Source organism: Streptomyces sp. NPDC028308 (assembly GCF_055565855.1).
This window is the reverse complement of sequence record NZ_JBVHTO010000003.1, coordinates 337121-362511: the sequence shown is the minus strand read 5'-3', so window position 1 is coordinate 362511 and position 25391 is coordinate 337121. Positions and strand designations below refer to the sequence as shown.

Sequence of the window (25391 nt, the reverse complement as noted above, 5' to 3'; positions counted from 1 at the left end):
CCACCATGCCCGTAGCCGCCCGCCCCGTCCTGCTGGTCGTCGCCCACGGCAGCCGTGATCCACGGCATGCCGCGACGGTGCACGCCCTGGTGCGGCGGCTGCGGGCGGCGCGGCCCGGGCTGCGGGTGGAGACGGGCTTCCTCGACTTCACCCTCCCGTCCGTCCACGGGGTGCTGGAGTCCCTGGCGGCGGAGGGCGTGCGGGACGTGGTGGCGCTGCCGCTGCTGCTGACCCGCGCCTTCCACGCCAAGGCGGACATCCCGGCGGTGCTGCGGGACGCGCCGGCCCGGCTGCGCATCCGCCAGGCCGAGGTGCTCGGCCCGTCGCCGCTGCTGACGCGGGCGCTCGAACGGCGGCTGTACGAGGCGGGCCTCGGGCCCGCCGACAAGTCCTCGACCGGGGTCGTCCTGGCCTCGGCGGGGTCGACGGACCCGGAGGCGATCGCAGTGATCGCTGACATCGCGCGGGAGTGGCGGCGCACCGGTTGGTGCGCCGTGCGGCCTGCGTTCGCCTCCGCGTCCCTTCCGCGCACGCAGGACGCCGTGCGCGAACTGCGGGCGCTCGGGTGCGCCCGGGTGGCGGTGGCGCCGTACGTCCTCGCCCCCGGCTTCCTGCCCGACCGGATCGCGCGGGGCGCCGCCGAGGCGGACGTCCTGGCCGAGGTGCTCGGCACGGCGCCGGAGGTGGTACGGGTCCTGCTGGACCGGTACGACGAGGCACGGCGCCCGGCCCTGGCGGCGCTCGGCGCGTAGCCCCGCGACGGCGCGCGCCGCGGGGTTGCGGGCCGTACGGCGCGGACCCGGGCTCGCGCCCCTCCCCCACGCAGGCGCACTCGCCGGATGCCGCGGGCTCACAGTCGGGTCACGCCGGCGGTCTCAGCCGTCGGTCACGCCCTGTCGCGGGTCCCGCCCGCTCGCGGCCAGCGCGCGGTCGAAGACGGGTGCGCCGTCGGGCACGGCGACCGGGTCGGCGAAGCCGTCGTAGCGGCGGTAGAGCTCGCCGTGCTTCTCGACCACGTCCAGGACGAGTCGGGCCGCGCCCTCCGAGACGTGGAACTCCTGGCCCGTGGAGACGGCCACGTCCCAGCCGTGGACCGCCATCTCCTTCACGATCATCTGCGCCACGTCGGCGGCCGGCATCGACGCCGAACCGAGGTCGACCTCCCCCTCCCACACCGCGGGGTCGTCCCAGGCGGCCACGGCGCGGTCGAGTTGCCCGGCGTACGCCTCGGCCCAGCCGGGGTCCGCCGTGAAGTCGCGGCCGGTCAGCTCGTCGGGCAGCGGCGTGCGCAACGCCCGGTGCTCCAGCCCGTGCGAGGTGTAGAGCACCCAGTGGTTCACCAGGGTGCGGACGTCCCAGCCGGCGCAGTGGGTGGGCCGGTCGAGCGGTGCCGTCGCGGCGCCGCGGGCCACCCGGGCGGCCTCGGTGGCGCACTCCCCCATGTACGGATGCGTGTTCTTGTATGCGTCGGTCATGCGCCCCACGCTAGGAGCCGCGCCCGTGCCGCTTCTTGAAGAAACGCGACAGCCTCAGACGCCGTACGGGGACGGCTCGCCGCCCGCGGCAAGGACCGCCTGCTCGGCCAGGCGCACGAGTTCCGGCACCGGCATCGACCCCGGCTCCCTGCGTTCGCGCGCGAAGGTGTTCGCGAGCCGCTGGAGCAGGTCGTTCAGCGGGGTCGGCACCCCGTGCAGCCGGCCCAGGAGGGCGATCTCGCCGTTCAGGTAGTCCGCCTCGACGGTGCCGGTGCCACGGCTGAGGGACTGCCAGGAGGAGCCGCCGCCACGCGGTGCGTCGGCGAGGGGCCGCAGGCTGATCTTGTCGGCGCGTGCAGCGCGCTGTTCCTCGTCCCCCGTGTACGCGATGCCCGCCGCCGCGAGGACCGCCTCCCCCTCGGCGCGCACCCGGCCCCGGAGTTCCTGGGCCGCCTCGCCGGTGATCTCCCCGGTCAGCGCCTCGACGGCGTTGGCGAGGTTGGCGAGCAGCTTGGCGTACTGCCAGCGCGTCACGTCCGGCACGACCGGCACCTCGAACCGGCTCCGCTCCAGGTCGGCGGCGATCCGGTGGGCGGTGTCGTCCGTGCCGTGCGGGTAGCGGCCGAGGTGCAGGATGCCGGTGAGCGGGGCGCCGGCTGCGGAGACGGCGCCCGGCTCCAGGAAGGTGGCGGGCAGCCAGACGCAGACGCCGTACACCCGTCGGAACGTGCGCAGCGCCTGCCGCTGGCCCTCGACGCCGTTCTGGGCGCACACCAGCGGCAGCCGTTCGGCGGCCGTCCCGCCGCCCGCCACGGGTGCCGGGCCCCACGCGCGGAGGGCCGCCGGTCCGTCCTGCGTCTTGACAGCGAGGACCAGCACGTCGTCCGCGCGCAACTCGCCGAGGGTGCCGGGGCCGTCGGCCACCGGCAGCCGGTGGACGTGGGTCCCGTCCGGCGTGGTGAGCCGCAGTCCGTCCGCGCGCAGTGCCTCGTGATGGGCGCCCCGCGCGACCAGCACCACGTCGTGTCCCGCTCCGGCCAGCCGCCCGCCGACGGCTCCGCCGACCGCTCCCGCCCCGATGATGATGTAGCGCATGGGACGAGCCTCGCACGGGGGTGAGCGTCCGCCGCGCCGACCGCGGCAGGAAGCGGTCACGGACCGGGGCTCGACCTCGCCCCTGGGGCAGGCCCGATGGTCCCGGCATGGACCCCTACCTGACGCAGAGCGTCTACAGCGATCCCGGCGACCTCGACCTCTCAGCGCTGCCTCGCGATGCCGCCCAACTTGCGCTCTCGGTACGCAATGTGATGATCCATCGGGGAGAGGGTGAGCTCTTCGGTCATGCCGTCGACGGATCGCGGCTGCGCGAGGACGCGGAGTCCCGGCGGGTGGCGACCATGCTGCGTCTCCTGCGGGAGCGCTCGGACCTGCCGCTCACCGAACGGCGGGAGCCCGCCGAGCGGTTCGTCGGGACCTGCCGCAACTTCTCGCTGCTGCTGTGTTCGCTGCTCCGGGCGACCGGGACCCCGGCCCGGGCCCGCTGCGGCTTCGCCGACTACTTCACCGCCGGCTGGTACGAGGACCACTGGGTCACCGAGTACCGCCTGCCGGACGGCGGTTGGCGTCTGGTGGACGCGCAGATCGCGTACGGCCCCTACGACGTGTCCTTCGATCCGCTGGACGTACCGCGGGACCGGTTCGTCGTGGCCGGGCGGGCCTGGCGGGAGTGCCGGGCCGGACGGGCGGATCCCCGCTCCTTCGGCCTCAGCTGGGCCGAGGGCCTGAGGGGCCTGTGGTTCGTCCGCGGCAACGTGCTCCGCGACCTGGCGGCGCTGAACGGCGTCGAGGTGCTGCCGTGGGACTGCTGGGGCCCGGAGATCCTCGACGACGCGGCCCTCACGGAGAGCGAACTCTCGTCGGTGGACACCGTCGCCGCCGCCGAGACCGACGAGGAGGCGCGACGGCTGTACCGGGACCCGCGCCTCGCCGTCCCGGACGAGGTCGTCTCGTACACCGCCTACAACGGGGTACGGAAGGTCCGGCTGCCAGGCCCCTGACGGCACGCTCACAGGGGCCGCGGGGCGGTCAGGCCCGGGTGAGCTCCTCCAGCTTGACGACGGTGTTCCAGTTCCGGGTGGTGGCCGTCAGGCCCTTCAGCAGGCGGGGCTTCGACAGGGCGTCCGCGAGCTTCGAGCGGCCGAGGCCGTCGGGCGCGTACAGGTACAGGGCCCGGTCGCCGAGGCGGAACTCCTCGGGCAGGAAGGCCCCCGGATCGACGGCGGCGAAACGCTCGGCGCCCACGGGCTCGGAGAAGTACGTGACGTGCAGCTGCTTGCCCTCCAGTTCGGCGGCGGGGAACGGGCAGGCCTCGCGCACCGCCGCGAGGTAGGCGTGGTCGCGTACCAGCACGCCGACGGGGAACCCGAAGTGCTCCTCGACGGCCCCCTCCAGCTCGGTGGCGAGGGACCGCTCGTCGCCGTGGTCGCTGCCGAACACGGCGTTGCCGCTCTGCAGGTAGGTGGCGACCTCGGTGTACCCGAGCCGCTGCATCAGGGTGCGCAGCTCGGCCATCGGCACCTTCTTGCTGCCGCCCACGTTGATCCCGCGCAGCAGCGCCGCATACATCGTCATCCGCACACCTTAGAGCGGTGGCCGGTGCGCACGGGGGTGACGCGGCGGCCGGCTACGGGGGCCGCCGGCGGGCGGTCCCGGGCTCGCGCGGAGGCGCACCCTGATCCACATCCCCGACAACTTCCTTTACGTGTAAGGGGCTTACATCATCCCCAGTGCGGAGGGGCCGGGGGTCATGGGGAGGACCCGGGCCCGGGGCGGGTCACCGGGAAGCACGACGAGACTCGCTTATCCGGCCCATACCTTCGTAGTGCGAGGTGGCGGCAGGGGGTTGTCACCGCGGACGAGGGGGCTAGCCCGTCATGGGGAACGGAGACACGAGAGTGCGGGGCATCGCCGCCAGAGCGGGCGGCTGGAGCGCCCGGCACCGATGGGCGGCCGTCGGGATCTGGGTGCTGTTCGTGGTCCTGGCCATGGGGCTCGGCTCGGCCGCGGGCCGCGTCGACGTCAAGGACAGCGAGCAGCTCAAGGGTGAGACCAGCACCGCCGCGCACATCATCGAGGACGCGGGCATCGAGGAGCCGGCCGGCGAGAGCGTCCTGGTCCAGGCGAAGGACGCGGGCACCAAGGCGACCGACGCCGGATTCCGCAGCGCCGTCGCCGCCGTCGTCGAGGCGGTCGAGGGGACGGGCCGGGTCTCCGACGTGACCTCGCCGTACGAGACCAAGACCCTCTCCAAGGACGGCCGCAGCGCGCTCGTGCAGTTCGACGTGCGGGGCGACTCGGACACCGCGGGCGAGCGCATCGAGCCGGTGCTGAAGGCCGTCGAGGGTGTGCAGAAGGAGCACTCGGAGCTGCGGATCGAGGAGATCGGCGGCGCCAGCATGATGAAGACGTTCGACGACGCGTTCGGCGACGACTTCAAGAAGGCCGAGCTGTCCGCCGTGCCCGTGGCGCTCGGCATCCTGCTCATCGCGTTCGGCGCGCTGGTGGCCGCGCTGCTGCCGGTGGCGCTCGCGGTGACCGCGATCATGGCGACCATGGGCCTGATGGGCATCGTCAGCCATGTGATGCCGATGAGCGACACCGCCAACTCCGTGATGCTGCTCGTGGGACTCGCGGTCGGCGTCGACTACTGCCTGTTCTACCTGCGGCGTGAACGCGAGGAGCGCGAGGCGGGCCGGGACGCGCAGACCGCGCTGCGGATCGCCGCCGCGACCAGCGGCCGAGCGATCATCGTCTCCGGTGTCACGGTGTGCGTCGCCATGGCCGGCATGCTCTTCACGGGGTTGGCCGAGTTCGAGGCGATGGGCCTGGCCTCGCTGATGGTCGTGGCGGTCGCCATGGTCGGTTCCGTGACGGTGCTGCCCGCGCTGCTCTCGCTCCTCGGCGAGCGGGTGGAGAAGGGCCGTCTGCCGTTCCTGCACCGGGACAAGCGGCGCCGGAAGAACCAGCAGGCGCCGGCGCGTCCGGGCCGGGGCGAGAGCCGCTTCTGGAGTGCCGTGCTGCGGGTCGTGCTCGCCAAGCCGGGCATCTCACTCGTCGTCGCGGCGGGCGCGCTGCTGGCGATCGCCGCACCGGCGCTCGGTATGAAGACCGAACAGCTCACGCTGGACAAGGAGTTCGGGGACTCGCTGCCCATCGTGGCGACCTACAACCGGGTCAACGAGGCGTTCCCCGGCGGCACGGAGCCCGCCGAGGTGATCGTCAAGGCGCGGGACATCAACTCCCCCGAGGTCAAGTCCGCGCTGGCCGACTTCCGTAGCAAGGCGATCAGTTCGGGCGCCACCCGCGGCCCGGTCGACATCAAGGTGCACGACGCGCAGAACGTCGCCTTCGTGTACGTCCCGCTGGTCGGCGGTTCCGACCAGGAGAAGGCGGGCCGGAGCCTGGACCTGCTGCGCGACGAGGTGCGGCCCGCCACGCTGGGCAAGGTGGACGGGGTCGAGGCGCCGATCACCGGACAGGTCGCCGGTTCGCGGGACTTCAACGACCAGCTGGTCGGCTCGGTGGTCCCGGTCTTCGCGTTCGTCGTGGTGTTCGCCTTCCTGCTGATGCTCCTGTCGTTCCGCTCGCTGACCGTCGCCATCACCTCGATCGTCCTCAACCTGCTGTCGGTGGGCGCCGCCTACGGCATCCTGGTCGGGGTCTTCCAGCACGGCTGGGGCGCCTCGCTGGTCGGCGCGGAGGGCGTGGGCGCCATCATCACCTGGCTGCCGCTGTTCCTCTTCGTGATCCTGTTCGGGCTCTCCATGGACTACCACGTGTTCGTGGTCTCGCGGATCCGGGAGGCGCGGCTGCGGGGGCTGGAGACCAAGGAGGCCATCCGGCACGGTGTGGTCACCACCGCCGGTGTCGTCACCAGCGCCGCCGTCATCATGGTCGCCGTCTTCGCGATCTTCGGCACGCTGTCCATGCAGTCGATGAAGCAGATGGGCGTGGGCCTGGCGGCCGCCGTCCTGATCGACGCGACGATCATCCGCGGGGTGCTGCTCCCGGCGGTGATGGCGCTGCTCGGGGAGCGCAACTGGTACTTCCCGAAGTGGCTGCACCGGCTGCCCGACCTCACGCACGACGAGGCTCCGGAGCAGGTCTCCGGGCCGCCGCAGCCGCCGGCCGTCGAGGGCGAGCGGGTCGGCGTCTGACCGCTCACGAGAGGGACGTACGTGGCCGGGGCGCACGCGCCCCGGCCACGTCGTCGTACGGTCAGGCGGCCGCCGCGACGTCCTCGCGCTCGAAGGAGTCGATGGTGCGGGTGAAGTCGCGGGTCGACAGCAACAGCTTGTAGATGATGGCGAGTTCGAAGACCAGGAGCAGGGCCCCGGAGACGATCGTCGCCTCGATCACTGAGTCGAAGAGCGGTCCGAGGATGAACACGCCCATCTGGAACTCGATGCCGCTGATCAGGTGGGTGCGGATGCGGTGGCGCAGCAGGAAGGACCGGGCGCGCAGGTACGACGGGAAGCGGTGCCGGAACTCCTGGTGCAGGTCGATGACCCGGGCCGGCGGCTGCGCGGCCGAACCGCCCGAACCGTCCCCGGCGGTCTCCTCGTCCCCGGCCTCACGCGCCGTCGCCGCAGCGTTCACGGGGAGCGGACCGCCCACGGGAGCCGGACCGTCCGCGGCGGCCGTGTCGGCACCGGTCGCACCACCGGCGGACGCCGACGCCGCGCGGAGGTCCTGCTCGATGTCCGCCTCGGGGTTGTCGCGCAGCAGGTCCTCCATGAAGGCCAGCTCCGCCTGGTTCTCCGCGCGACGCGCCGCCCGCAGGCGGGCCTTGATCTGCTTGCGCATCGAGTGCCGGATCTTGAAGATCTCCAGCGAGTTGATGTAACGCAGTGTGTCCAGGCCGACGACCGCGAGGGCCAGCCAGATGTACACGGTCTCGCCGGTGCGCTGGTACTGGCCCGCCATCAGCGCCACCGCGCACACCATCACGCGGATGCGGTCGAAGACGAAGTCGAGCCAGGCCCCGAAGACCGAGCCCTGGCCGGTGAGCCGGGCGACCTTGCCGTCCATGCAGTCGAGGATGAAGCTCAGGTGGTAGAGAAAGGCACCGGCCACGAGCCAGCGCCAGTCGCCGAGGGCGAAGAACACGGACGACGCGAGGCCCAGCAGGAAGGCGCCCCAGGTGATCTGGTTGGGCGTGATCCGGGTGCGCAGCGCGACCTGTCTCACCAGGGGTGTGGCGACCGGGTCGACGAGCAGCACGGTCCACCACGCGTCGCGCTTCTTCTCCGTGATGCGTCGGACCTCGGGCAGGGGCGGTATGTCTCGTCGTGGGGATCGCATGGGTCAACTTCCTGGCGTTCGACTGGAATTCATCTCACGCTAGGTAGCCGTTGTCCCAAGGAACAAGATCCGGCCCGTGCAACCTTCCCAGGGGGGTAACGGTCTCCCTTTCCGGACAAGTCCGTGGCTTCTCCAGGCAGTGCCCGCGTTATCCGAGCGTTACCGAATGACCTGTCCGTTACCCAACGTGCGCCAGGACTTCACCGTTGCCGTGCAACCGTGACGCATGGGGTGGACGAGGTACCTGGACGGTGACGTTCCGGCCCATACGGGGTGCTTATACGGGACGAACCGGTGCGCCCGATCCGCACTGCCGCTCCGAAAAATTCTGCCGCTCAGGGCCGGCCGTGACGTCTCGCGGGGCCTGTGCGGCCCGCATCCCGGGCTCGACGACTGAGGTCACCGCTGGTAGCGCGCGAGCACCAGGTTCCCGTCCGTCTCCAGCCGCTCGCGCAGCTCCGCCAGAGTGATCGCCCCGCTGTAGTACTCCTGGAAGGCGGGGGTGGCCACCTTGTCCTTCCACTCGGGATAGCCCCGGACGGACTGGGCGGGCGCGGAACGCAGGTGCGCCGCCAGCGCGGTGCCCGTCGCCCAGTCGTGCTTCCCGGTGTGCAGGGCCGGGTCCCGGAGCGCCTCGGTGCCGGTGGGGAGCATCCAGTCGCCGAGCGCGAGCCTGACCATGTTCGCGGGCCGGAGCAGGTAGGCGACGAACTCGGCGGCGGCCTTCTTGTGCGGGCTGTCCTCGGCCACGGACAGGGTCTGCGGGCTGACGCCCTGGGTGAGGCCGTCGGCGCCCGCGGGGGCGGGCAGCACCTGCCAGTCGAAGCCCTTCGGTGCCTGCTGGACGAGCTGCTGCCGGTAGGAGAAGCCGAGCGGCACCATCGCGTACCGGCCGCCGAAGAACCCGGGCAGCGTGTCGGAACCGCCCATGCCGAGCGTCGTGCCCGAGGCGCTGCCGTCCGTGTTCACCCCGTCGTGGACGATCCGCGGCACCACCGCGTCGGCCGCCTCGAACCGCACCTCCACCCGGCCGTCCGCATCCCGGTGGAACAGCCGCCCGCCGGCCGACAGCGAGAGGTTGAGGGTCGCCGAGACCGGCTCCTTCAGCGGCCAGGCGACACCGTACCGGCCCTTGCCGGTCAGCCGTTTCGCGACGGACCTGAACTCTTCCCAGCTCCAGGGGTCGTCCGGGGTCGGCACCCGCACCCCCGACTCGCGCAGGAGAGCGGAGTTGGCGACCAGCACGCGCGGCTCCTGGAGGAAGGGCACCCCGTAGATTCCGCCGCCGAACGTCACCGACCCCCAACTGCGCCGCGGGATGTCGGACTTGAGGCGCTCGGGGAGGAGGTCCCGCAGATCGGCGAGGTAGCCGCCGTACGCGAAGTCCGCGAGGTCGTCGGAGGCGTCGTGGATGACGTCCGGCGCCTCACCGCCCTCGAAGGAGGTGAGGAGCTGGTCGTGGACGCTGTCCCAACTGCCCTGGACGTACTCGACCTTGACGTCCCGGTGGGTGGCGTTCCACTCCTTGACCAGTTCCTTGTTGGCCGTGACGGACTCCTCCTGCCAGGCCAGGGACTGGAAGCGCAGGACGACCGGTCCCCCGCCGTCAGTCCCGCCGTCGCCCGAGCAGCCGGCCAGCAGCAGCACGGACACCGCGAGGAACAGAACCCACCGACTGTGCCGCATCAGCTCTTCACCGCCCCGGCGAGCATGCCGCCCGTGATCCGTTTCTGGATGATCGCGAAGATGACCAGGGACGGCAGCGTCGCGAGGAACGCCGCCGCCGCCAGCGGGCCGAGGTCCGCGACCCCCTCGGCCCCGATGAAGTGCGTGAGGACCACCGGCAGCGTCTGCTTCTCCGGGGTCTTGAGCAGCACGAGCGCGAAGAAGAACTCGTTCCACGCGCTGATGAACGCGAACAGCGCCGTCGCCACGATGCCGGGCGCCAGCAGCGGCGCCGTGATCGACACCAGCGTCCGCGCCCGGCCCGCCCCGTCCACCGCCGCGGCCTCCTCCAGCTCGGCCGGCACCGCGCGTACGTAACCCACCAGCATCCACAGGGCGAACGGCAGTGCCCACACCACGTAGACCATGACCAGTCCGGGCACCGAGTCGATCATCCGCAGGTTCTTCAGCACCAGGAACAGCGGGATGATCACCAGCACGAACGGGAACGCCTGGCTGACGACCACCCACCCGGTGGCCGCCTTGGACAGGGCGGTGCGGTGCCGCGCCATGACGTACGCCATCGGGGTCGCGATCACCACGGCGATCAGGGCCGCCGCGAGCGCCGCGACCAGGGAGTTGAGGGCCGCGTGCAGCAGCGGCTGCTCGTCGAACGCCTGCCGGAAGTTGGCGAGGGTCGGGTCCTTCGGGATCCACGTCGGGTGCAGACTGCCCAGCTCGCGCGGCGGTTTGAAGGCCGTGGAGACCAGCCAGAGGAACGGGAAGGCGAGGAAGACGAGGTACGCCAGCAGCGCGGCGTACTGCCCGGCCCGGCCCGCTCTGCCGGTCCGCAGGCCCGACGCGCCCCTGCCGTCACGCGGCGCGCTCACCGGTCGTCACCTCCCCGCAGCCGGCCCGCCAGGTGGAACGCGAGAATCACCGAGATCACCGCGACCATCACGCATCCCATCGCCGCCGCATACCCGAACTGCCCGTACCGGAACGCCTCTTCGTACGCGAACAGCATCGGCAGCCGCGTACGCCCGCCCGGCCCTCCGTTGGTGAGCACGTAGACCAGGGCGAAGGAGTTGAAGTTCCAAATAAAATTGAGCGCGGTGATGGCGAGGGCCACCGGTCTGAGGGCCGGCCAGGTGACCGTCAGGAAGCGCCGCCAGGCGCCCGCGCCGTCCATCGCCGCCGCCTCGTGCAGTTCGCGCGGGGTGTTCTGCAGCCCGGCGAGCAGGGCGACGGTGGTCTGCGGCATTCCGGCCCAGACGCCGACGACGATCACCGCGGGCAGCGCCGTGCCGAGGCCCGAGAGCCAGTCCCGGCCCTCGCCGAGGCCCAGGTCGCGCAGGGTCTCGTTGAGGATGCCCGCGTCCGGGTTGTAGACCAGCCGCCACATGATGCCGACGACCACCTCCGGCATCGCCCACGGGACGATCGCCAGCGCCCGGGCCAGCCAGCGCAGCCGCAGCTCCTGGTTCAGCAGCAGCGCCAGTCCGAGGGCCAGCAGGAACTGCGGAACGGTCACGCCGACCGCCCACAGCAGGCCGATCCGGAACGAGTCCCAGAACAGCGTGTCGTGCAGCAGATCCCGGAAGTTCAGCGCGCCGATCCACCGCGTGGGCGCCGTCCGGCCCGACTGGGAGTCGGTGAACGCCAGCGCGACGCCGTAGAGCAGGGGTCCGACGCTCAGCACGAGGATCGGGATCAGCGCGGGCAGCACCAGGAACCAGGCGCCGAGACCGGAGGGCCGGGGAGTCCCGGCGCTCTCGCCCGCACGCTTGCCTGACCGCCTCGTCGCGGTCGCCTGTGTCACGGATTCGGCTCCTTCGGGCGGCTCGTACGGATCTCGGTCTCGTCGTCGCGGCGCCGTCCGTTCCAGGGACAGGGCCTCGTCATGGTCCTGACACCCTGACGTGGCGTCAAGGCCGGGCGTCAGCCCTTGTGACCGCTGCGACCAGTACCGATGCGACACTGACGGACGGATGGCCGGAACTCGCCGCCGGACAGGGATCCACGGCGGGCGCGAGCCGGGAACAGGGCGTGGCCGGGACGCCGTACACGCGGGAACACGGAGGCGGACGATGGACGAGGCACGGGCGCGGGACGTGCTGGCCGCGGCGGGTGTGCTGCCCGGGGCCGCGGGGGACGCACGGCTTCTCGCACTGGGCGAGAACGCGGTGTTCGCCGCCGGTGACCTGGTGGTCAAGGTGGGGCGCGACACGGAACTCCTCGGCCGGGCACGGCGGGAGCTGGACATCGCGGCCTGGCTCGCCGAGGTGGACGTCCCGGCGGTGCGCGCGGCCTCGCCGGAGGCGCTGCTGGTGGACGGCTGCCCGGTGACCGTCTGGCACCGGCTCCCCGATCCCGTACGTCCCGCGGAGCCCGCGGACCTGGCCGCGCTGCTGCGCACGGTGCACGCGCTGCCCGCCCCGCCCTTCGTGCTGCCGCCCCGGGAACTGCTGGGCGGGGTGGAGCGCTGGCTGCGGCTGGCCGGCGACGCGATCGACCCCGCGGACGCGGCGTACCTGCGCGAACGCCGCGACGGTTTCGCGGCGGCGGCCGCCGCCCTCACCCCGCACCTGCCGCGGGGCCCGATCCACGGCGACGCCCTGCCGCGCAACGTCCACGTCGGACCGGACGGCCCCGTCCTCGTCGACCTGGAGACCTTCTCCGCCGACCTGCGCGAGCACGACCTGGTGGTGATGGCACTCTCCCGTGACCGCTACGGGCTGCCCGCCGAGGCGTACGACTCCTTCACGCGGACGTACGGCTGGGACGTACGGGCGTGGGACGGCTGCGCTGTGCTGCGCGGGGCGCGGGAGACGGCCAGCTGCGCGTGGGTGGCCCAGCACGCGCCGGTCGATCCGAAGGCGCTGGCCGAGTTCGAGCGGCGGGTGGCGTCCCTGCGGGACGGCGACGAGACCGTGCGCTGGTATCCCTTCTGACGCCCGGCCGCGGGGGCCCGGCGCTCAGGTCCGCCCCTGGATCGTCCCGGCGGCCCGGTGCAGTTCGGCGAGGACGGTGCGCACGGCGCGGCGCGCGGTGCGTTCGGGCCGGTGGAGGGCGTCGATGTGCCGCCGGGCGCGGACGCCGCTCAGCGGCTTGAGCACCAGCGCGGCGTGCGCGCGGGTGGTCCAGCGCGGCATCAGGGCGAGCCCGCCTCCGGCGGCCACAGCCTCGGCGACCACGGCGAACTCGTTGATGCGGTGGGCGAGATGGAGACGGCGGCCCGCCGCGGTGGCGATGGCGTCGATGGTCGCCATGAGCGGGAAACCGTCGTGCACGGTGATCCACGGCTGGTCGGCGACATCGCGCGGGGTAAGCCTGCGCTTGGCTGCGAGCGGGTGGTCGGCGGGCATGGCGACGTCGAGCGGTTCCCGCAGCAGGGTGGTCGCGGTCACCGTCCCCGGCCACTCGGGGGCGTGTTCGAGGCGGTGGGCGAGTACGAGGTCGTACTCCCTGGTCAGCGGCGGGAAGTCGTCCTGGGGCACGTCCTCATCGGCGAGTGAGAGACGGGGCCCGCCGGGCGCCGCCAGTCCGCGCAGCAGCAGCGGGAAGAACGCCGAGCCCGCGCTGTGGAAGGCCGCGACCGACACCTCGCCGTCCGGCCGGTCCACGAACTCCGCGACGGTGTGCCGCGCCCGCTCCAGCGCGGTCTCCACCTCGATGGCGGCCCCGGCCAGGACCTGGCCCGCGTCCGTGAGCACCAGCCGGCGCCCCTGGCGCTCGGTGAGCGGGACGGGGATCGCCCGCTGGAGCAGCCGCAGTTGCTGGGAGATCGCCGACGGCGTCACCAGCAGGGCCTCGGCCACCGCGGTCACGCTGCCCAGTTCGCCGAGTTCCCGCAGGATCCGCAGCTGCCGTTCGTCCATGTCCTCAGTGTAGGGAAACTGAAAGGTCCCTTAAGAGGTTGGCCCTGGGCTTCATGGAGCGGGCCGGGCAGGGTGGGCGCGTGCCTGATGCCCGCCGTACCGATGCGGTACTCCTGCTGGTCGCGCTCGTCTGGGGTTCGAGTTATCTCTCCGCCCAGACGGCCACGGCCGTCCTGCCCGTCCTCGTGGTGCTGTTCGCCCGATACGCGCTGTCCGCGCTCGCCTGTCTCGGCCTGGTCGCCGTCGACCGCCGGTCCGGGGGGTGGACCCGCGACGAGCTCCGCGTCGGCGTGCCGCTGGGGATCACCCAGGCCGCCGTCCTGGTCGTGGAGACGTACGGTGTCGCGCACACGAGCGCCGCCAACGCGGGGCTGATCATCAGCCTCACGATCGTGCTCACCCCGCTGCTGGACCGCGCCGGTCGGCGCGGCGGACTGCCGCCGTCCTTCTACGCCGCCGCCGGGGTCTGCCTGGTGGCCGTCGCCCTCCTCATGTCCGGCAACGGCTTCCACGCTCCGCGCCTCGGTGACCTGCTGATGCTCGCCGCCGCGCTGGTGCGGGCGGTGCACGTCGCCCTGGTCGGACGGCTGACCGCGCACCGGGCGATCCGGCCGCTTCGGCTGACCACCGTGCAGACCCTCGTCGGCACGGCGGTGTTCCTGGTGCCCGCCGCGAGCGGTCTGCCGGACCTCGCCCGGGTGGGCGCCGGGGGCTGGGCGCAGCTGCTGTATCTCGCCCTGTTCTGCAGTGTGTTCGCCTTCCTGGCGCAGACGTGGGCCGTGCAGCGGACCTCGGCGAGCCGGGCCAGCCTGCTGCTGGGCACCGAGCCGGTCTGGGCCGCCGCGGTGGGCATCGGCCTCGCCGGTGAGCACTTCACCCCGCTGACCGGTCTGGGCGCGGCCCTGCTCATCGCGGGCACGTACTGGGGTCAGGCGGTGGAACGCGCCCACCGGGCCCACCCGGAGCCCAAGGACCACGACACACCGCGCACGTCCCCGCTGTCGGTACGGGAGACAACGGCCGGCGGCCCACCCGTCACGTCGTCCGCGCCGGGGTGACGGGGGCGGGGGGAGTGAACGCCCGCCAGACGCCGGGCCGGGTGCGGTGGATGCCCGTCAGGAAGACGGGCCGTGTGGATGCCCGCCGGGATGACGGGCCGCGCGCAATGGACGCCCGCGGAGTGACGAGCCGAGCGCGGTGGACGCCCGGTCAGACCCGTTCGTCCGCGAGGTCCCGTAGTGGCCACATGCCGTCGACCACGGCCGCCGTGTCGCCCTTGCGCCGCAGGAAGCTCTGGAAGTCCGCCGCCCACTCGGCGTACCACTCGATCTGCCGGCGGTGCAGCTCCGCCGGGCCGAGGGACGCGACCTTGGGGTGGCGGACGGCTATCGCGGAGGCGAGGCGGGCCGCGGCGAGGGCGTCCGCCAGCGCGTCGTGGGCGGAGCCGAGCGCGATGCCGTACTCCGTGCACACCGCCTCCAGATTCCGCTTGCCGCGGCGGTAGCGGTCCACGGAGCGGTCGATGGTGTACGGGTCGATGACCGGAGCCGGGTCGGTGCCCAGCCGGTCGCGCAGGGACGGCAGTCCGTGGCGCCGCAGCTCGGCGGAGAGCAGCGTCAGATCGAAGGTGGCGTTGTACGCGACGACGGGCACGCCCGTCTGCCAGTAGCCGACGAGGACGGAGGCGATGGAGTCGGCGACCTGGTCGGCGGGGCGGCCCTCGGCGGCCGCCCGTTCATTGCTGATCCCGTGCACGGCCACGGCGTCCGCCGGGATCTCGACGCCCGGGTCGGCCAGCCACTCGCGGCGTCCGACCGGCTCGCCGCCCCTGACCTCGATCACCGCCCCGGTGACGATGCGCGCCTCGCGCGGGTCCGTCCCGGTCGTCTCCAGGTCGAAGCCGATCAGCAGCTCCCGGTGCCAGCCCATGGGCGGCCCCCCTTCTTCATGGTGCGTTCCCCCAGTGGTCCCCACGATCGCATGGGCCACTGACAACGCGAGGACCGCGTTCCGCTTGTCCGGTCCGCCGGCCCGCCGGGCGCCGGCGCGAAGGCCGCTCACGGACCGGACCACCGACGGCCGGAGACCCGTTGTCAGGACACCGGACGCGAGTCCGACCAGGCGACTTCGAACTCCTCGCGATACGTGGGGAAAAGACCCTCTTCGGTGGTGTCGTCCGGTTTGACCACCCGGCCTCCGCCGCGCAGCACCAGGACCGGCGCCTCCATGCCGCGGGTCCGGCGCAGATACGACTGCACGACGGCGACACCGTCCGATCCGTCGCCGTCGACGAGGTACGCGGTGAAGCGGGGGGTCTCGTCGAAGACCTGGATCTCGAAGGCTCCCGGGTCGCGCAGCCGCGAGCGGACCCGTCGCATGTGCAGGATGTTGGTCTCGACGGTGCGGCTCAGCTCGCCCCGCTTGATGCCGAGTTCACGCTCACGGCGCTTGACCGCGCTGGAGGCGGGGTTGAGGAACAGCAGCCGCACCCGGCAGCCCGACTCGGCCAGCCGCACGAGGCGCCGCCCGGAGAAGTTCTGCACCAGCAGGTTCAGGCCGATGCCGATGGCGTCGAGGCGCCGGGCGCCGCCGAAGAGGTCCTCGGCGGGGAACTGCCGCAGCAGCCTGACCCGGTCGGAGTGCACGCCGACCACGTCCGCGTACCGGTCGCCGACCAGGTGCTCCACCGCGTCGACGGGGAGGCGGCGCGCCGACGGCACGTCGCCGCCGGCGCCGAGGATCTCCAGGAGCCGGGCCGAGGCGCGCTCGGCCTGGGCCAGCACGGCCTCCGAGAGCGCCCGGTTGCGCGAGACCACGTTCCGGGTGACTTCCAGCTCGTCCAGGGCCAGTTCGACGTCCCGGCGCTCGTCGAAGTACGGCTCGAAGCACGGCCAGTGCTGCACCATCAGCTCGCGCAGCTGCGGCAGCGTGAGGAAGCTGAGGACGTTGTCGTCGGCGGGGTCGAGCAGATAGCCCTTGCGGCGGCTCACCTCGCGTACGGCGACGGCGCGCTGCACCCATTCCTGGCCGGCCGGCCCGGCCGCGGCGACCACCCACTCGTCGCCGTGGACGGGTTCGTAGATCGGCCGCAGTACGGCGGCCACGACCGCGCGCAGCCGCTGCTCGACCAGATTCAGCCAGATGTAGGCCCGGCCGGCCCGCTGGGCGCGCGTACGCACCTCGCGCCAGGCGTCGGCGCCCCAGTCCAGTTCCGGGCCGATGGAGCCCATCTCCATCGGCCGTGCCAGGGACACCGCGCCGGGCGGGACATCTGTGGAGTTCCCCTCGTGACCCTCGTCACCAGGAGGCAACTCCAGCCCTCCCGAGCCCACCCGTGCACCGCCTTCCGCTCCCCCGAGCTCTCCCCTAGTCAACGATCAAGGAAGGGTACTCCGGGACCGGTCGGCGGTGCAGCCCGATGGACAGGTCGCTTCTCAACTGCCTTCGCGGGGACGCCCGTTCTGGTCGGCGAGGTCCGCGGGAGTGAGCGGATTCATAGCGGTGACGTCACGCGGGGCGATGGAGAAGCCCTGCCAGTGGACCGGCATGGGCTGCTGGTCCTCGTCCCGGGCGACGTGGTGGAAGCCGACGTTCATCCACACGACGGGGTGGGTGAGCGTCTGTCCGTTGACCCACTTGTCGACGGACTTGCCGCCGCCGGTACCGCAGTTGCGCAGGTTGTCGCTGGCGAACTGCTCGCACTTCTTGTACTCGGTGAAGTAGACGTCGCTCTTGGTGTACGGGCGGCCCAGGTACTTGGTGCTCGCGCCGGGGACGATCTCGTACGAACGCGCGTGATTGTCCTTGTTCTTGCCCGAGTTGCTGACGACCCGCCACCAGCGCATGTTCTTGGCGTTGCCCGCGAGTTCCTTGGTGATTTTGGTGCGGGTGGTCTTGTTGGTCGGGCCCTCGTTGCCCCGCGACGGCGGGCTCACCACGGAGTCGTACTGCTCGATCTTGCTCTTGGGGGAGCCGTCCAGACCGAAGTTGAGCCGCCAGAAGACGTTGTGGCTGTGGCTCGTGGCGTACGAGGTGGCGTTCTTGCCGATCGGCCAGCCGCGGCCGTCACCGGCGTCGTAGTCACCCGGGGAGAGGCTGCCGGTTGCGCCGACGTTCATGTGGAGGGTGCCGTCGTCCTGGAAACGCCACTCGGTGATGTACTCGTACCAGCCGACCTGGTTCACCGTGTAGACGAGCAGATCCTTGCCCTGGGTCTGCCAGACCTTGCTCGGGGTGTCGCCCTGCATGCGGTAGGCGTGTCCCCGTGAACGGGTCGTGGTGCACAGGCCGTTGACGTCGGCGTGCTCCGGGTCCCAGGCGTCGGGGACCTTGACGGACTTGATGGTGCCGCCGGGGCACTCGCCGGGCGCCATGTTCATCAGGCCCTGGCCGAAGCCTGCGCCCGTGAGGTCGCTGTACTCGGCCTGCCCGTCGTCGTAGGGCACGTGGATCTGGGCGAGCTTGGCGCTGGTGAGGACCTTGATCGGCTGGGCCTCGCCCTTGGGCTGGTAGGAGATGTTCTCCAGGACCAGGCCGGCCTCGCTCTCGTAGTGCCAGCACATCCGCCAGGTGGTGCCGGTGGCGAGCTGCTGTTCGATCTTGTAGGCCTCGCTGCAGTCGGCGGCCGCGGGAGCGGCCTTGGGCTGGGCGACGGCCGGCCCCCCGGCCGTCGTCACACCGACGGCGAGCAGGCCCGCCGTGAGGCCCACCGCCGCCCGGCTGCGGGCACGGCTGATTCTGTTGACGCGCATGAAGAAGTGACTCCCTTGCGAAAGAGCACGAAAGACGGGAAGAGCCGCCGAGGCGACCGGACGGTGGTCGGCCGTCGGCCTGGCCGGGCGGCTCGGCGGCGGTCGGCCGCCCGGCTCAGCCGAGCTTGCCGACCTTGCGGGTGCTCAGGTCGATCACCAGGTCACGGCTGTCGATCCAGGGCCCGTTCCTGACCTTCGGGAAGAGCCGCACGCAGCGGTGCTCGCCGCAGTCGGCGAGCACGGCGGGCTGCGCCCCCGGTGCCGCGCGGTAGACCATGCTGTTGAGCAGCAGCTGGTCGGGCGAGGTGAGTTCCTTGCCGGTGGCGTCCTTGTAGTCGGCCTTCAGTCCCGCGCCGAGCGGGTCGGCGATGAGCAGCCGGGCCGCCTCGGCCATCTCGTCGCGGGCGATCGGCGGCTGGACACCGTGCTGCGTGCCCGTCTGCTCGACCTTCCCGGTGTCGAGGTTGACGGTCCTGGTGACGAGCGTGTCGTCCTTGTAGTCGTAGAACGTCACGTCGGCGCGGCGGGGCGCCCCCGGGTCGTCCAGCTCCTCGACCTCGGGCTCGGCGAGGTTCACACCGATGCGCTGCGGGCCGCGCTTCCCCTCGACGTTCTCGCCGGAGGAGAGCAGCTGACGGTTCAGCGCGATCTGTTCGACGCGCCGCATCTCGTCGTCGGTGAGCGGGTCGCGCCCCTTGCCCTTGTCGCCCTCCGCCGGTGCCTGCTCGACGGTGCCGGGCTGCGCCGCCCCCTGCGCCGCCGCCCCGCCCTGCTGGGCGGACGTGCCCGTCCCCTTGGTGCCGTCCGCGTCGTCGGCCCCCGCCGAGCCCGGCAGGGTGACCGCGACCATCGCCGCCGTACCGGCCACCGCGACGGCCGCACCCGCCACCACCTTGCCCAGATGGCGGCGCACTATCTTGCGCACATTTTCCCCCTACTCCCCCTGCGTCGCTGAGAGTTCATCGAGCCCCACTGTTGGGCATAGTGCGTATGCCCTGGTCACCCGGTAAGAGGGAGGTAAGTCCTAGGAGGTTCCATCACTTTCGGGGAGACTCGGCCGCGAGTCGCCCTCAGGGGCACAGCACTACTGGAAGAGTCGTATCCATGCAGGTCTGGCCTGGAGAGGCGTATCCACTCGGCGCGACGTACGACGGCGCCGGCACCAATTTCGCGGTCTTCTCGGAGGCCGCCGACCGGATCGAGCTGTGTCTGCTGCACGACGACGGCTCGGAGACAGCGGTGGAGCTGCGGGAGACCGACGCGTTCGTGCGGCACGCGTACCTGCCCGGCATCATGCCGGGACAGCGCTACGGCTTCCGCGTGCACGGCCCGTACGCGCCGGGGCGCGGGCTGCGCTGCAACTCCGCGAAGCTGCTGCTCGACCCGTACGCGAAGGCGATCAGCGGCGACATCAAGTGGGGCGAGGAGGTCTACGGCTATCACTTCGGGGCGCCCGACAAGAGGAACGATCTCGACTCGGCGCCGCACACGATGGCGTCCGTCGTCGTGAACCCCTACTTCGACTGGGGGGACGACCGCCGCCCCCGTACGGAGTACCACCACACGGTGCTCTACGAGGCCCACGTGAAGGGCCTCACGATGAAGCACCCGGCGCTGCCCGACGAACTGCGCGGCACCTACGCGGCGCTGGCCCACCCGGCCATCATCGAACACCTGACCGGGCTGGGGGTGACGGCTCTCGAACTGATGCCCGTGCACCAGTTCGTGAACGACCACCGGCTGGTGGAGATGGGCCTCAACAACTACTGGGGCTACAACACCATCGGCTTCTTCGCCCCGCACAACGCGTACGCGTCCTGGGGCGACCGCGGACAGCAGGTCCTGGAGTTCAAGTCGGCCGTCCGGGCCCTGCACGAGGCGGGCATCGAGGTCATCCTCGACGTGGTCTACAACCACACGGCCGAGGGCAACCACCTGGGCCCCACGCTGTCCTTCAAGGGGCTCGACAACCCGTCGTACTACCGGCTCACCGACGACCCGCGCTACTACATGGACACCACGGGGACGGGCAACTCGCTACTCATGCGCTCCCCGCACGTCCTGCAGCTGATCATGGACTCGCTGCGGTACTGGGTGACCGACATGCACGTCGACGGCTTCCGCTTCGACCTGGCGGCGACACTGGCCCGGCAGTTCCACGAGGTGGACCGGCTGTCGTCGTTCTTCGACCTGGTGCAGCAGGACCCGGTCGTCTCCCAGGTGAAGCTGATCGCCGAGCCGTGGGACGTCGGCGAGGGCGGCTACCAGGTGGGCAACTTCCCGCCGCTGTGGACCGAGTGGAACGGCAAGTACCGGGACACGGTGCGGGACATGTGGCGGGGGGAGCCGCGCACCCTCGCGGAGTTCGCCTCCCGGCTGACGGGCTCCTCGGACCTCTACCAGGACGACGGCCGCCGGCCCCTGGCCTCGATCAACTTCGTCACCTGTCACGACGGCTTCACGCTGCACGACCTCGTCTCGTACAACGAGAAGCACAACGACGCCAACGGAGAGGAGAACCGCGACGGCGAGAGCCACAACCGGTCCTGGAACTGCGGGGCCGAGGGCGAGACCGACGACCCGGCCGTCCTGGAACTGCGGGCCCGGCAGATGCGCAACTTCCTGGCGACGCTGATGCTCTCCCAGGGTGTGCCGATGCTCAGCCACGGCGACGAGTTCGCGCGCACCCAGCACGGCAACAACAACGGCTACTGCCAGGACAGCGAGCTGTCCTGGGTGCCGTGGCCGGAGGACGGCAGTCCGCTGCTGGACTTCACGCGCGCGATGGTGTGGCTGCGGCGCGACCACCCGGTCTTCCGGCGGCGCCGCTTCTTCCACGGGCGGCCGGTGGAGGGCACGCACGACGACCTGTCGGACATCGCGTGGTTCACCCCCTCGGGCAAGGAGATGACCCAGCGCGACTGGGACTCGGCGCACGCGCGGGCGCTCACCGTGTTCCTCAACGGGCACGCGATCTCGGAACCGGGCCCGCGCGGGGAGCGGATCTCCGACGACTCGTTCCTGCTGATGTTCAACGCCTCGCCCAAGACGCTGGAGTTCGTGGTCCCGGTCGATCACGGACGGCAGTGGGAGGTGATCGTCGACACGGCACGCGCCGACGGGGTGCCACCGGGAACCGGCGAGAAGGTCCAGGCCGGCGACCGGCTGACCCTGGTCGACCGGAGCATGGCGGTGCTGCAGCGGCCCGCGTGACGCGGAGCCGGTGAGCGAGGGGCACACGCGCGTGGAGGGCGTCCCGCGAAGGACGCCGCCCACGCGTGGCGTGCCCCTTCGTCACGCCGGACGCGGGCGCGGGGCACCTCCGGACGGGGTGACGCGCTGCCCCGGTCGCCGGAAATCGGCCACCCGCGCGCGTGCGTCCGCACGAGCCGATGACACGAAGGGCGGCGGGGCGGGTACGTAGCTCTGCATGACATCTGAGCGTCCTGACCCCGTGACGGTGCCCAAGGCACCCACCGCAACGTATCGGCTCCAGTTGCAACCGGAGTTCCCTTTCGCGGCGGCCGAGGCGGCCGTGCCGTACGTGGCCTCGCTCGGCGTCTCCCACCTGCACCTGTCCCCCGTCCTGGAGGCCGTCCCCGGCTCGCTGCACGGCTACGACGTGACGGACCACGGGCGCGTGCGGGCCGAACTGGGCGGCGAGGAGGGCCTGCGCTCGCTGTCCCGCACCGCGCGCGAGCACGGCCTGGGGCTGGTGGTCGACATCGTGCCGAACCACATGGCGATGTCCCCGCGCCACAACCGCCCCCTGTGGGAGGTTCTGCGGGAGGGGCCCGAGTCGCCCTACGCGCGCTGGTTCGACATCGACTGGCAGGCCCAGGACGGTCAGCTGCTGCTCCCGGTGCTCGGACACCCGTTCGGCGCGGAGGTCGGCCGGCTCAAGGTCGACGGCGACGTGCTGCGCTACTACGACCACGTGTTCCCCCTGCGCGAGGGCACCGAGGACCTGCCGCTGCCGCAGCTCCTCGACGCGCAGTGGTACCGCCCGGTGTGGTGGCGGCTGGCCCGGACCGAGCTCAACTACCGGCGGTTCTTCAGCATCTCGGAGCTCATCGGGGTGCGGGTCGAGGACCCGGAGGTGTTCACGGCGACCCACGAGACCGTCCTGCGGCTGCTCGGCGAGGGCGTCGTCGACGGACTGCGCGTCGACCACCCCGACGGCCTCGCGGACCCGGACACCTACCTGCGCCGCCTGCACGAGGCGACCGGCGGGCGCTGGACGGTGGTCGAGAAGATCCTGGCCGACGGCGAACCGCTGCCGGCGTCCTGGCCCGTCGCCGGCACGACGGGATACGACGCCCTGCGGCACGTGGACGGCCTCTTCGAGGACCCGGCGGGCGCGGACGAACTCCTGGGCCGCTACCGCCGTTTCGCGGCCCCCGAGGCCGACGAGGGCGGCGACTGGGCGGCCACCGTGCGGCGCGCCGCCCACGAGGTCGTCACCCACGAGCTGGCCACCGAGGTCGAGCGCCTCGTGCGCGCGGCGAGCCGTCTGTGCGCGAGCTCCCCCCTGCCGGAGCTGCGCGACCGCACCCCCTGGGCGCTGCGCACCGCGCTGCGGGAACTCCTCGTCCGCATGGAGGTCTACCGGCCGTACGCCTCCGGGGACGCCTCCTCCGTCGTCACCGAGGAGGCCGCGGCCGAGGCACGGCGGGCCTTCACGGTGCCCGAGGAGGCCGAGGCCGTGGACGTCGTACGCGACCTGGTGCTCGGGCGGGCCGGCGACGGGCCGGGACACGCGGAGTTCCGGGCGAGGTTCGCCCAGACCTCGTCCGCGTTGCGCGCCAAGTCCATGGAGGACACCGCGTTCTACCGCTACGTGCCGCTCCTCTCGGCGAACGAGGTCGGCGGGAACCCGGGCAGCCCGTCGGTGTCCCCGGAGCGGTTCCACGCCTACTGCGCGCGCGTGCAGCGCGACTGGCCCACCACGGGCACCGTGCTGTCGACGCACGACACGAAGCGCAGCGCCGACGTGCGCGCGGCCGTCTCGGTGCTCACCGAGTGCCCCGAGCGGTGGGACGCCGTCCTGGCCGAGGCGACCGCCCTCCGCGTGTCCGGCGTGCCCGACCCGGCGCTGGCCTGGGCCGCCTGGCAGACGGTCTTCGGGCTCGGCCCGGCCGACGAGGAGCGGGTCCAGGGGGCGCTGGCCAAGCACGTCAGGGAGGCCGGGCTGCGGACCACGTGGACCGAACAGGACCCCGCGTACGAGGAGGCGGTGGCGGCGTTCGTCGAGGAGGGCCCCTGCGGCGCCCCCGGACGGCTCGTGCACGACTTCCGGGACACCGTCGAGCCGCATGTGCGGGCGAACGTCCTGGGGGCGGCCCTGGTCCAGCTGACGATGCCGGGCGTGCCGGACGTCTACCAGGGCACGGAAGGCGAGTACCGGGCCCTGGTCGACCCGGACAACCGCCGTCCGTTCGCGCCGCAGGAACGCCCCTCGGCCAAGGCCGCGCTGACCACGGCCGCCCTGCGGCTGCGGCGGCGGCGCCCCGACGTCTTCGGCGAGGCGGCGACGTACACGCCCCTGGAGGCCGTGGGCCCGGCCGCGGACCACTGTGTCGCGTTCGCGCGCTCCGGAGAGGTGCTCACGGCGGTGACGCGGCTGTCGCTGCGGCTGGCGGAGGCGGGCGGCTGGCGGGACACCCGGCTGGAGCTGCCGCCGGGCCGGTGGGCCGACGTGCTGACCCCCGGGCGGGAGTTCTCGGGGCACGCGCGCGTGGCGGAGCTGTTCGCGGAGCTGCCGGTGACGTTGCTGGAGCGGGTGCCGGAGACCGGCGGCGGCGCGGTCAGCTGAACCGCACCAGAAGGGACCGCGGAGAACGGCCGAGCAGACCCGTCGGGACGGGGCGGAAGCCCGGCGCCCAGCGCAGGTGCGGCAGCGCGTCCAGCAGGGCGCGCAGGCCGTGCTCCGCCGTTCGGCAGGCCAGTCGGGCGCCCGGGCACCCCACGTCGTCCCCGGGCCGCTCCTGGGTCGCCTCCCCGATGCCGTACGCCTGCTCCCCCGGGTCGGCCCGGAAGGCGTCGTAGCGGTCGGGGTCGGTGAAGCGGGCCGGGTCCCGTCCCGCCGCTCCCGGCAGGCAGGCCACGGTGGCGCCCGCGGGTACGACGCCGATCCGCTCGGTGGCCCGGCGCAGGACGACGTGCAGCGGCGGATCGCGGCGCAGGGACTCCGCCCAGGCTCCCGGCACGAGCTCGGGACGCGCCCGGATCAGCTCCAACTGGTCCGGGTGGTCGAGCAGGTTGGCGAGGAACGAGGCGAGGGCGTGCCCGGTCCGCACGGCCGTGTCCAGCAGGGTGCCCGCGAGGGCCGTCACGGTCTCGTCGGGCAGCGGGCCCCCGTCGACCCGGGCGGTGCACAGCACCGAGAGCAGGTCGGCGCGCGGGTGGGTGCGACGGCGGACCACGTGAGGGCGCAGCAGCGCGTCCCAGTGCCCCGCGCCCGTCCGGCCCCGCTCCCGCACCAGCCGGGTGTCCCCGCGGGGCAGGCCGAGGACGACGACGGCCGCGGCGGCGGCGGGCAGCCAGTGGCAGAACTCGCCCACCAGATCGGCCTCTTGGCGTCCGGAGAGCCGGCGGGCCAGCACATGGGCGACCCGCTCGATCCCGGCGGTGAACGCGTCCTCCCGCAGGGCCGAGTGCAGGAGGGTCCGCGCGCCCCCGGCCCGGGGCGGCGCCGGCTCCGGCGAGGCGAGCAGCCTCGGGTCGGCGAGGGCGGCGCGCACATCGGCGTACCGGCTGATCAGCCAGGCCCCGACCGGCTCGTCGTACACGACCGGGAAGCCCTCGCGCAGCGCGCGGTACAGCGGGAAGGGGTCGCGTGCGGTCCCGGGAGCGCCCAGACTCGGCGGCACAGGCCGCGGCGGCCGGGCCGGCGTGCCCGGCCCGCCCGGCGAAGGGGCCAGGGCCGTGGTGCCGCCGGGAAGCCCGTGAGGACACAGCACCACCGGCCTCCCGCCGCTGGGTGCGCGCGGCGGACTCGCGCGCAACTGCACCCAGCGGACCACCGGCGCTCCGACCCCGCAGTCCCGGTACACCCGGACGGGTGAACTCCCCGGGCGGCGAGCGTGGACGGCCGGCGGGGTCCTGGCCGGCGACGGGCGGGGTGAGGCGCGGGTTTGGGGCGAGGGACGTGCCGGTGGACCCTGTCGCCGGGAACCTGGCGGGCGTCGGCGGGCGTTGATGGCTCGCACGGCGGACTTCGTCGGCGGGCACGGGCGGCCCGTCCGGCCTCCGCC

Annotated in this window: 20 protein-coding genes; 7 read left to right on the top strand and 13 right to left on the bottom strand. The window is 72.6% G+C overall.

The features are described 5' to 3' along the window. The first annotated feature begins 5 nt into the window (after window positions 1–5). On the top strand, window positions 6–752 hold the full coding sequence (locus tag ACZ4VA_RS09190; protein WP_356166983.1) for a sirohydrochlorin chelatase: 747 nt from the start codon (window positions 6–8) through the stop codon (window positions 750–752). 123 nt (window positions 753–875) lie between these two features. Here the strand turns inward: ACZ4VA_RS09190 and ACZ4VA_RS09185 are convergent, their stop codons facing one another. Continuing rightward, window positions 876–1475 carry a TIGR03086 family metal-binding protein gene (locus tag ACZ4VA_RS09185; RefSeq protein ID WP_468080578.1) on the bottom strand — a complete coding sequence of 200 codons (600 nt, stop codon included), beginning with the start codon at window positions 1473–1475 and terminating at the stop codon, window positions 876–878. A 54-nt stretch (window positions 1476–1529) separates the two neighbouring features. Beyond that, on the bottom strand, window positions 1530–2570 hold the full coding sequence (locus ACZ4VA_RS09180; protein WP_356175886.1) for a ketopantoate reductase family protein: 1041 nt from the start codon (window positions 2568–2570) through the stop codon (window positions 1530–1532). A 107-nt stretch (window positions 2571–2677) separates the two neighbouring features. Between ACZ4VA_RS09180 and ACZ4VA_RS09175 the strand changes: the two genes are divergently transcribed. Beyond that, window positions 2678–3532: a transglutaminase-like domain-containing protein gene (locus tag ACZ4VA_RS09175; RefSeq protein ID WP_468080575.1), complete on the top strand. Its 855-nt coding sequence runs from the start codon at window positions 2678–2680 to the stop codon at window positions 3530–3532. Window positions 3533–3560: 28 nt separating this feature from the next. On the opposite strand, the gene ACZ4VA_RS09170 is transcribed toward ACZ4VA_RS09175, so the two are convergent. Further along, a complete protein-coding gene (locus tag ACZ4VA_RS09170) occupies window positions 3561–4106 on the bottom strand; it encodes a DUF1697 domain-containing protein (RefSeq protein ID WP_355794780.1) in 546 nt (181 codons plus the stop codon). 302 nt (window positions 4107–4408) lie between these two features. Here ACZ4VA_RS09170 and ACZ4VA_RS09165 point away from each other — a divergent pair, with 302 nt between their 5' ends. Next, on the top strand, window positions 4409–6691 hold the full coding sequence (locus ACZ4VA_RS09165; RefSeq protein ID WP_356175892.1) for an MMPL family transporter: 2283 nt from the start codon (window positions 4409–4411) through the stop codon (window positions 6689–6691). 61 nt (window positions 6692–6752) lie between these two features. Here ACZ4VA_RS09165 and ACZ4VA_RS09160 read toward each other — a convergent pair whose 3' ends face one another. The 4 genes from ACZ4VA_RS09160 to ACZ4VA_RS09145 form a co-directional block, all read right to left on the bottom strand. After that, window positions 6753–7838, bottom strand: a complete 1086-nt coding sequence (locus ACZ4VA_RS09160) for a CDP-alcohol phosphatidyltransferase family protein (RefSeq protein WP_468080572.1) — start codon at window positions 7836–7838, stop codon at window positions 6753–6755. A gap of 399 nt (window positions 7839–8237) precedes the next feature. After that, window positions 8238–9524, bottom strand: a complete 1287-nt coding sequence (locus ACZ4VA_RS09155; RefSeq protein WP_468080570.1) for an ABC transporter substrate-binding protein — start codon at window positions 9522–9524, stop codon at window positions 8238–8240. Continuing rightward, complete coding sequence (locus ACZ4VA_RS09150; protein WP_355790013.1) at window positions 9524–10357, bottom strand: carbohydrate ABC transporter permease; 834 nt, start codon at window positions 10355–10357, stop codon at window positions 9524–9526. The genes ACZ4VA_RS09155 and ACZ4VA_RS09150 overlap by 1 nt, the downstream gene beginning before the upstream one ends. A gap of 32 nt (window positions 10358–10389) precedes the next feature. Then, on the bottom strand, window positions 10390–11325 hold the full coding sequence (locus ACZ4VA_RS09145; RefSeq protein ID WP_468080568.1) for a carbohydrate ABC transporter permease: 936 nt from the start codon (window positions 11323–11325) through the stop codon (window positions 10390–10392). A 268-nt stretch (window positions 11326–11593) separates the two neighbouring features. Here ACZ4VA_RS09145 and ACZ4VA_RS09140 point away from each other — a divergent pair, with 268 nt between their 5' ends. Further along, on the top strand, window positions 11594–12457 hold the full coding sequence (locus ACZ4VA_RS09140) for a phosphotransferase enzyme family protein (protein ID WP_388903141.1): 864 nt from the start codon (window positions 11594–11596) through the stop codon (window positions 12455–12457). A 24-nt stretch (window positions 12458–12481) separates the two neighbouring features. On the opposite strand, the gene ACZ4VA_RS09135 is transcribed toward ACZ4VA_RS09140, so the two are convergent. Then, the gene (locus ACZ4VA_RS09135; RefSeq protein WP_356175903.1) at window positions 12482–13384 is read right to left on the bottom strand and encodes a LysR family transcriptional regulator; all 903 of its coding nucleotides are present in this window, start codon (window positions 13382–13384) and stop codon (window positions 12482–12484) included. Between the two features lie 80 nt (window positions 13385–13464). Between ACZ4VA_RS09135 and ACZ4VA_RS09130 the strand changes: the two genes are divergently transcribed. After that, on the top strand, window positions 13465–14442 hold the full coding sequence (locus ACZ4VA_RS09130) for a DMT family transporter (protein ID WP_468080566.1): 978 nt from the start codon (window positions 13465–13467) through the stop codon (window positions 14440–14442). 151 nt (window positions 14443–14593) lie between these two features. Here ACZ4VA_RS09130 and ACZ4VA_RS09125 read toward each other — a convergent pair whose 3' ends face one another. The 4 genes from ACZ4VA_RS09125 to ACZ4VA_RS09110 all read right to left on the bottom strand — a co-directional run bounded on the left by ACZ4VA_RS09125 (window position 14594) and on the right by ACZ4VA_RS09110 (window position 19060). Further along, complete coding sequence (locus ACZ4VA_RS09125) at window positions 14594–15313, bottom strand: exonuclease domain-containing protein (protein ID WP_468080564.1); 720 nt, start codon at window positions 15311–15313, stop codon at window positions 14594–14596. Window positions 15314–15477: 164 nt separating this feature from the next. Then, entirely contained in the window at window positions 15478–16716 is a 1239-nt protein-coding gene (locus ACZ4VA_RS09120) for an SAV2148 family HEPN domain-containing protein (RefSeq protein ID WP_356175906.1), read from the bottom strand. A 102-nt stretch (window positions 16717–16818) separates the two neighbouring features. Then, window positions 16819–18135 (bottom strand): copper amine oxidase, encoded by a 1317-nt coding sequence (locus ACZ4VA_RS09115; protein WP_356175909.1) that lies wholly within the window; start codon window positions 18133–18135, stop codon window positions 16819–16821. Between the two features lie 115 nt (window positions 18136–18250). Next, a complete protein-coding gene (locus ACZ4VA_RS09110) occupies window positions 18251–19060 on the bottom strand; it encodes a Tat pathway signal sequence domain protein (RefSeq protein WP_356175911.1) in 810 nt (269 codons plus the stop codon). A 179-nt stretch (window positions 19061–19239) separates the two neighbouring features. On the opposite strand from ACZ4VA_RS09110, the gene glgX reads away from it, so the two are divergent. Together glgX and treY are read left to right on the top strand one after the other, a co-directional pair. Beyond that, window positions 19240–21348, top strand: a complete 2109-nt coding sequence (gene glgX / locus ACZ4VA_RS09105; protein WP_356175914.1) for a glycogen debranching protein GlgX — start codon at window positions 19240–19242, stop codon at window positions 21346–21348. A gap of 217 nt (window positions 21349–21565) precedes the next feature. After that, window positions 21566–23950, top strand: coding sequence for a malto-oligosyltrehalose synthase (gene treY, locus ACZ4VA_RS09100; RefSeq protein ID WP_468080561.1), 2385 nt, complete (start codon window positions 21566–21568; stop codon window positions 23948–23950). Here the strand turns inward: treY and ACZ4VA_RS09095 are convergent. Further along, window positions 23943–25007 (bottom strand): cytochrome P450, encoded by a 1065-nt coding sequence (locus ACZ4VA_RS09095; RefSeq protein WP_468080559.1) that lies wholly within the window; start codon window positions 25005–25007, stop codon window positions 23943–23945. The genes treY and ACZ4VA_RS09095 overlap by 8 nt on opposite strands. Window positions 25008–25391 lie beyond the last annotated feature (384 nt).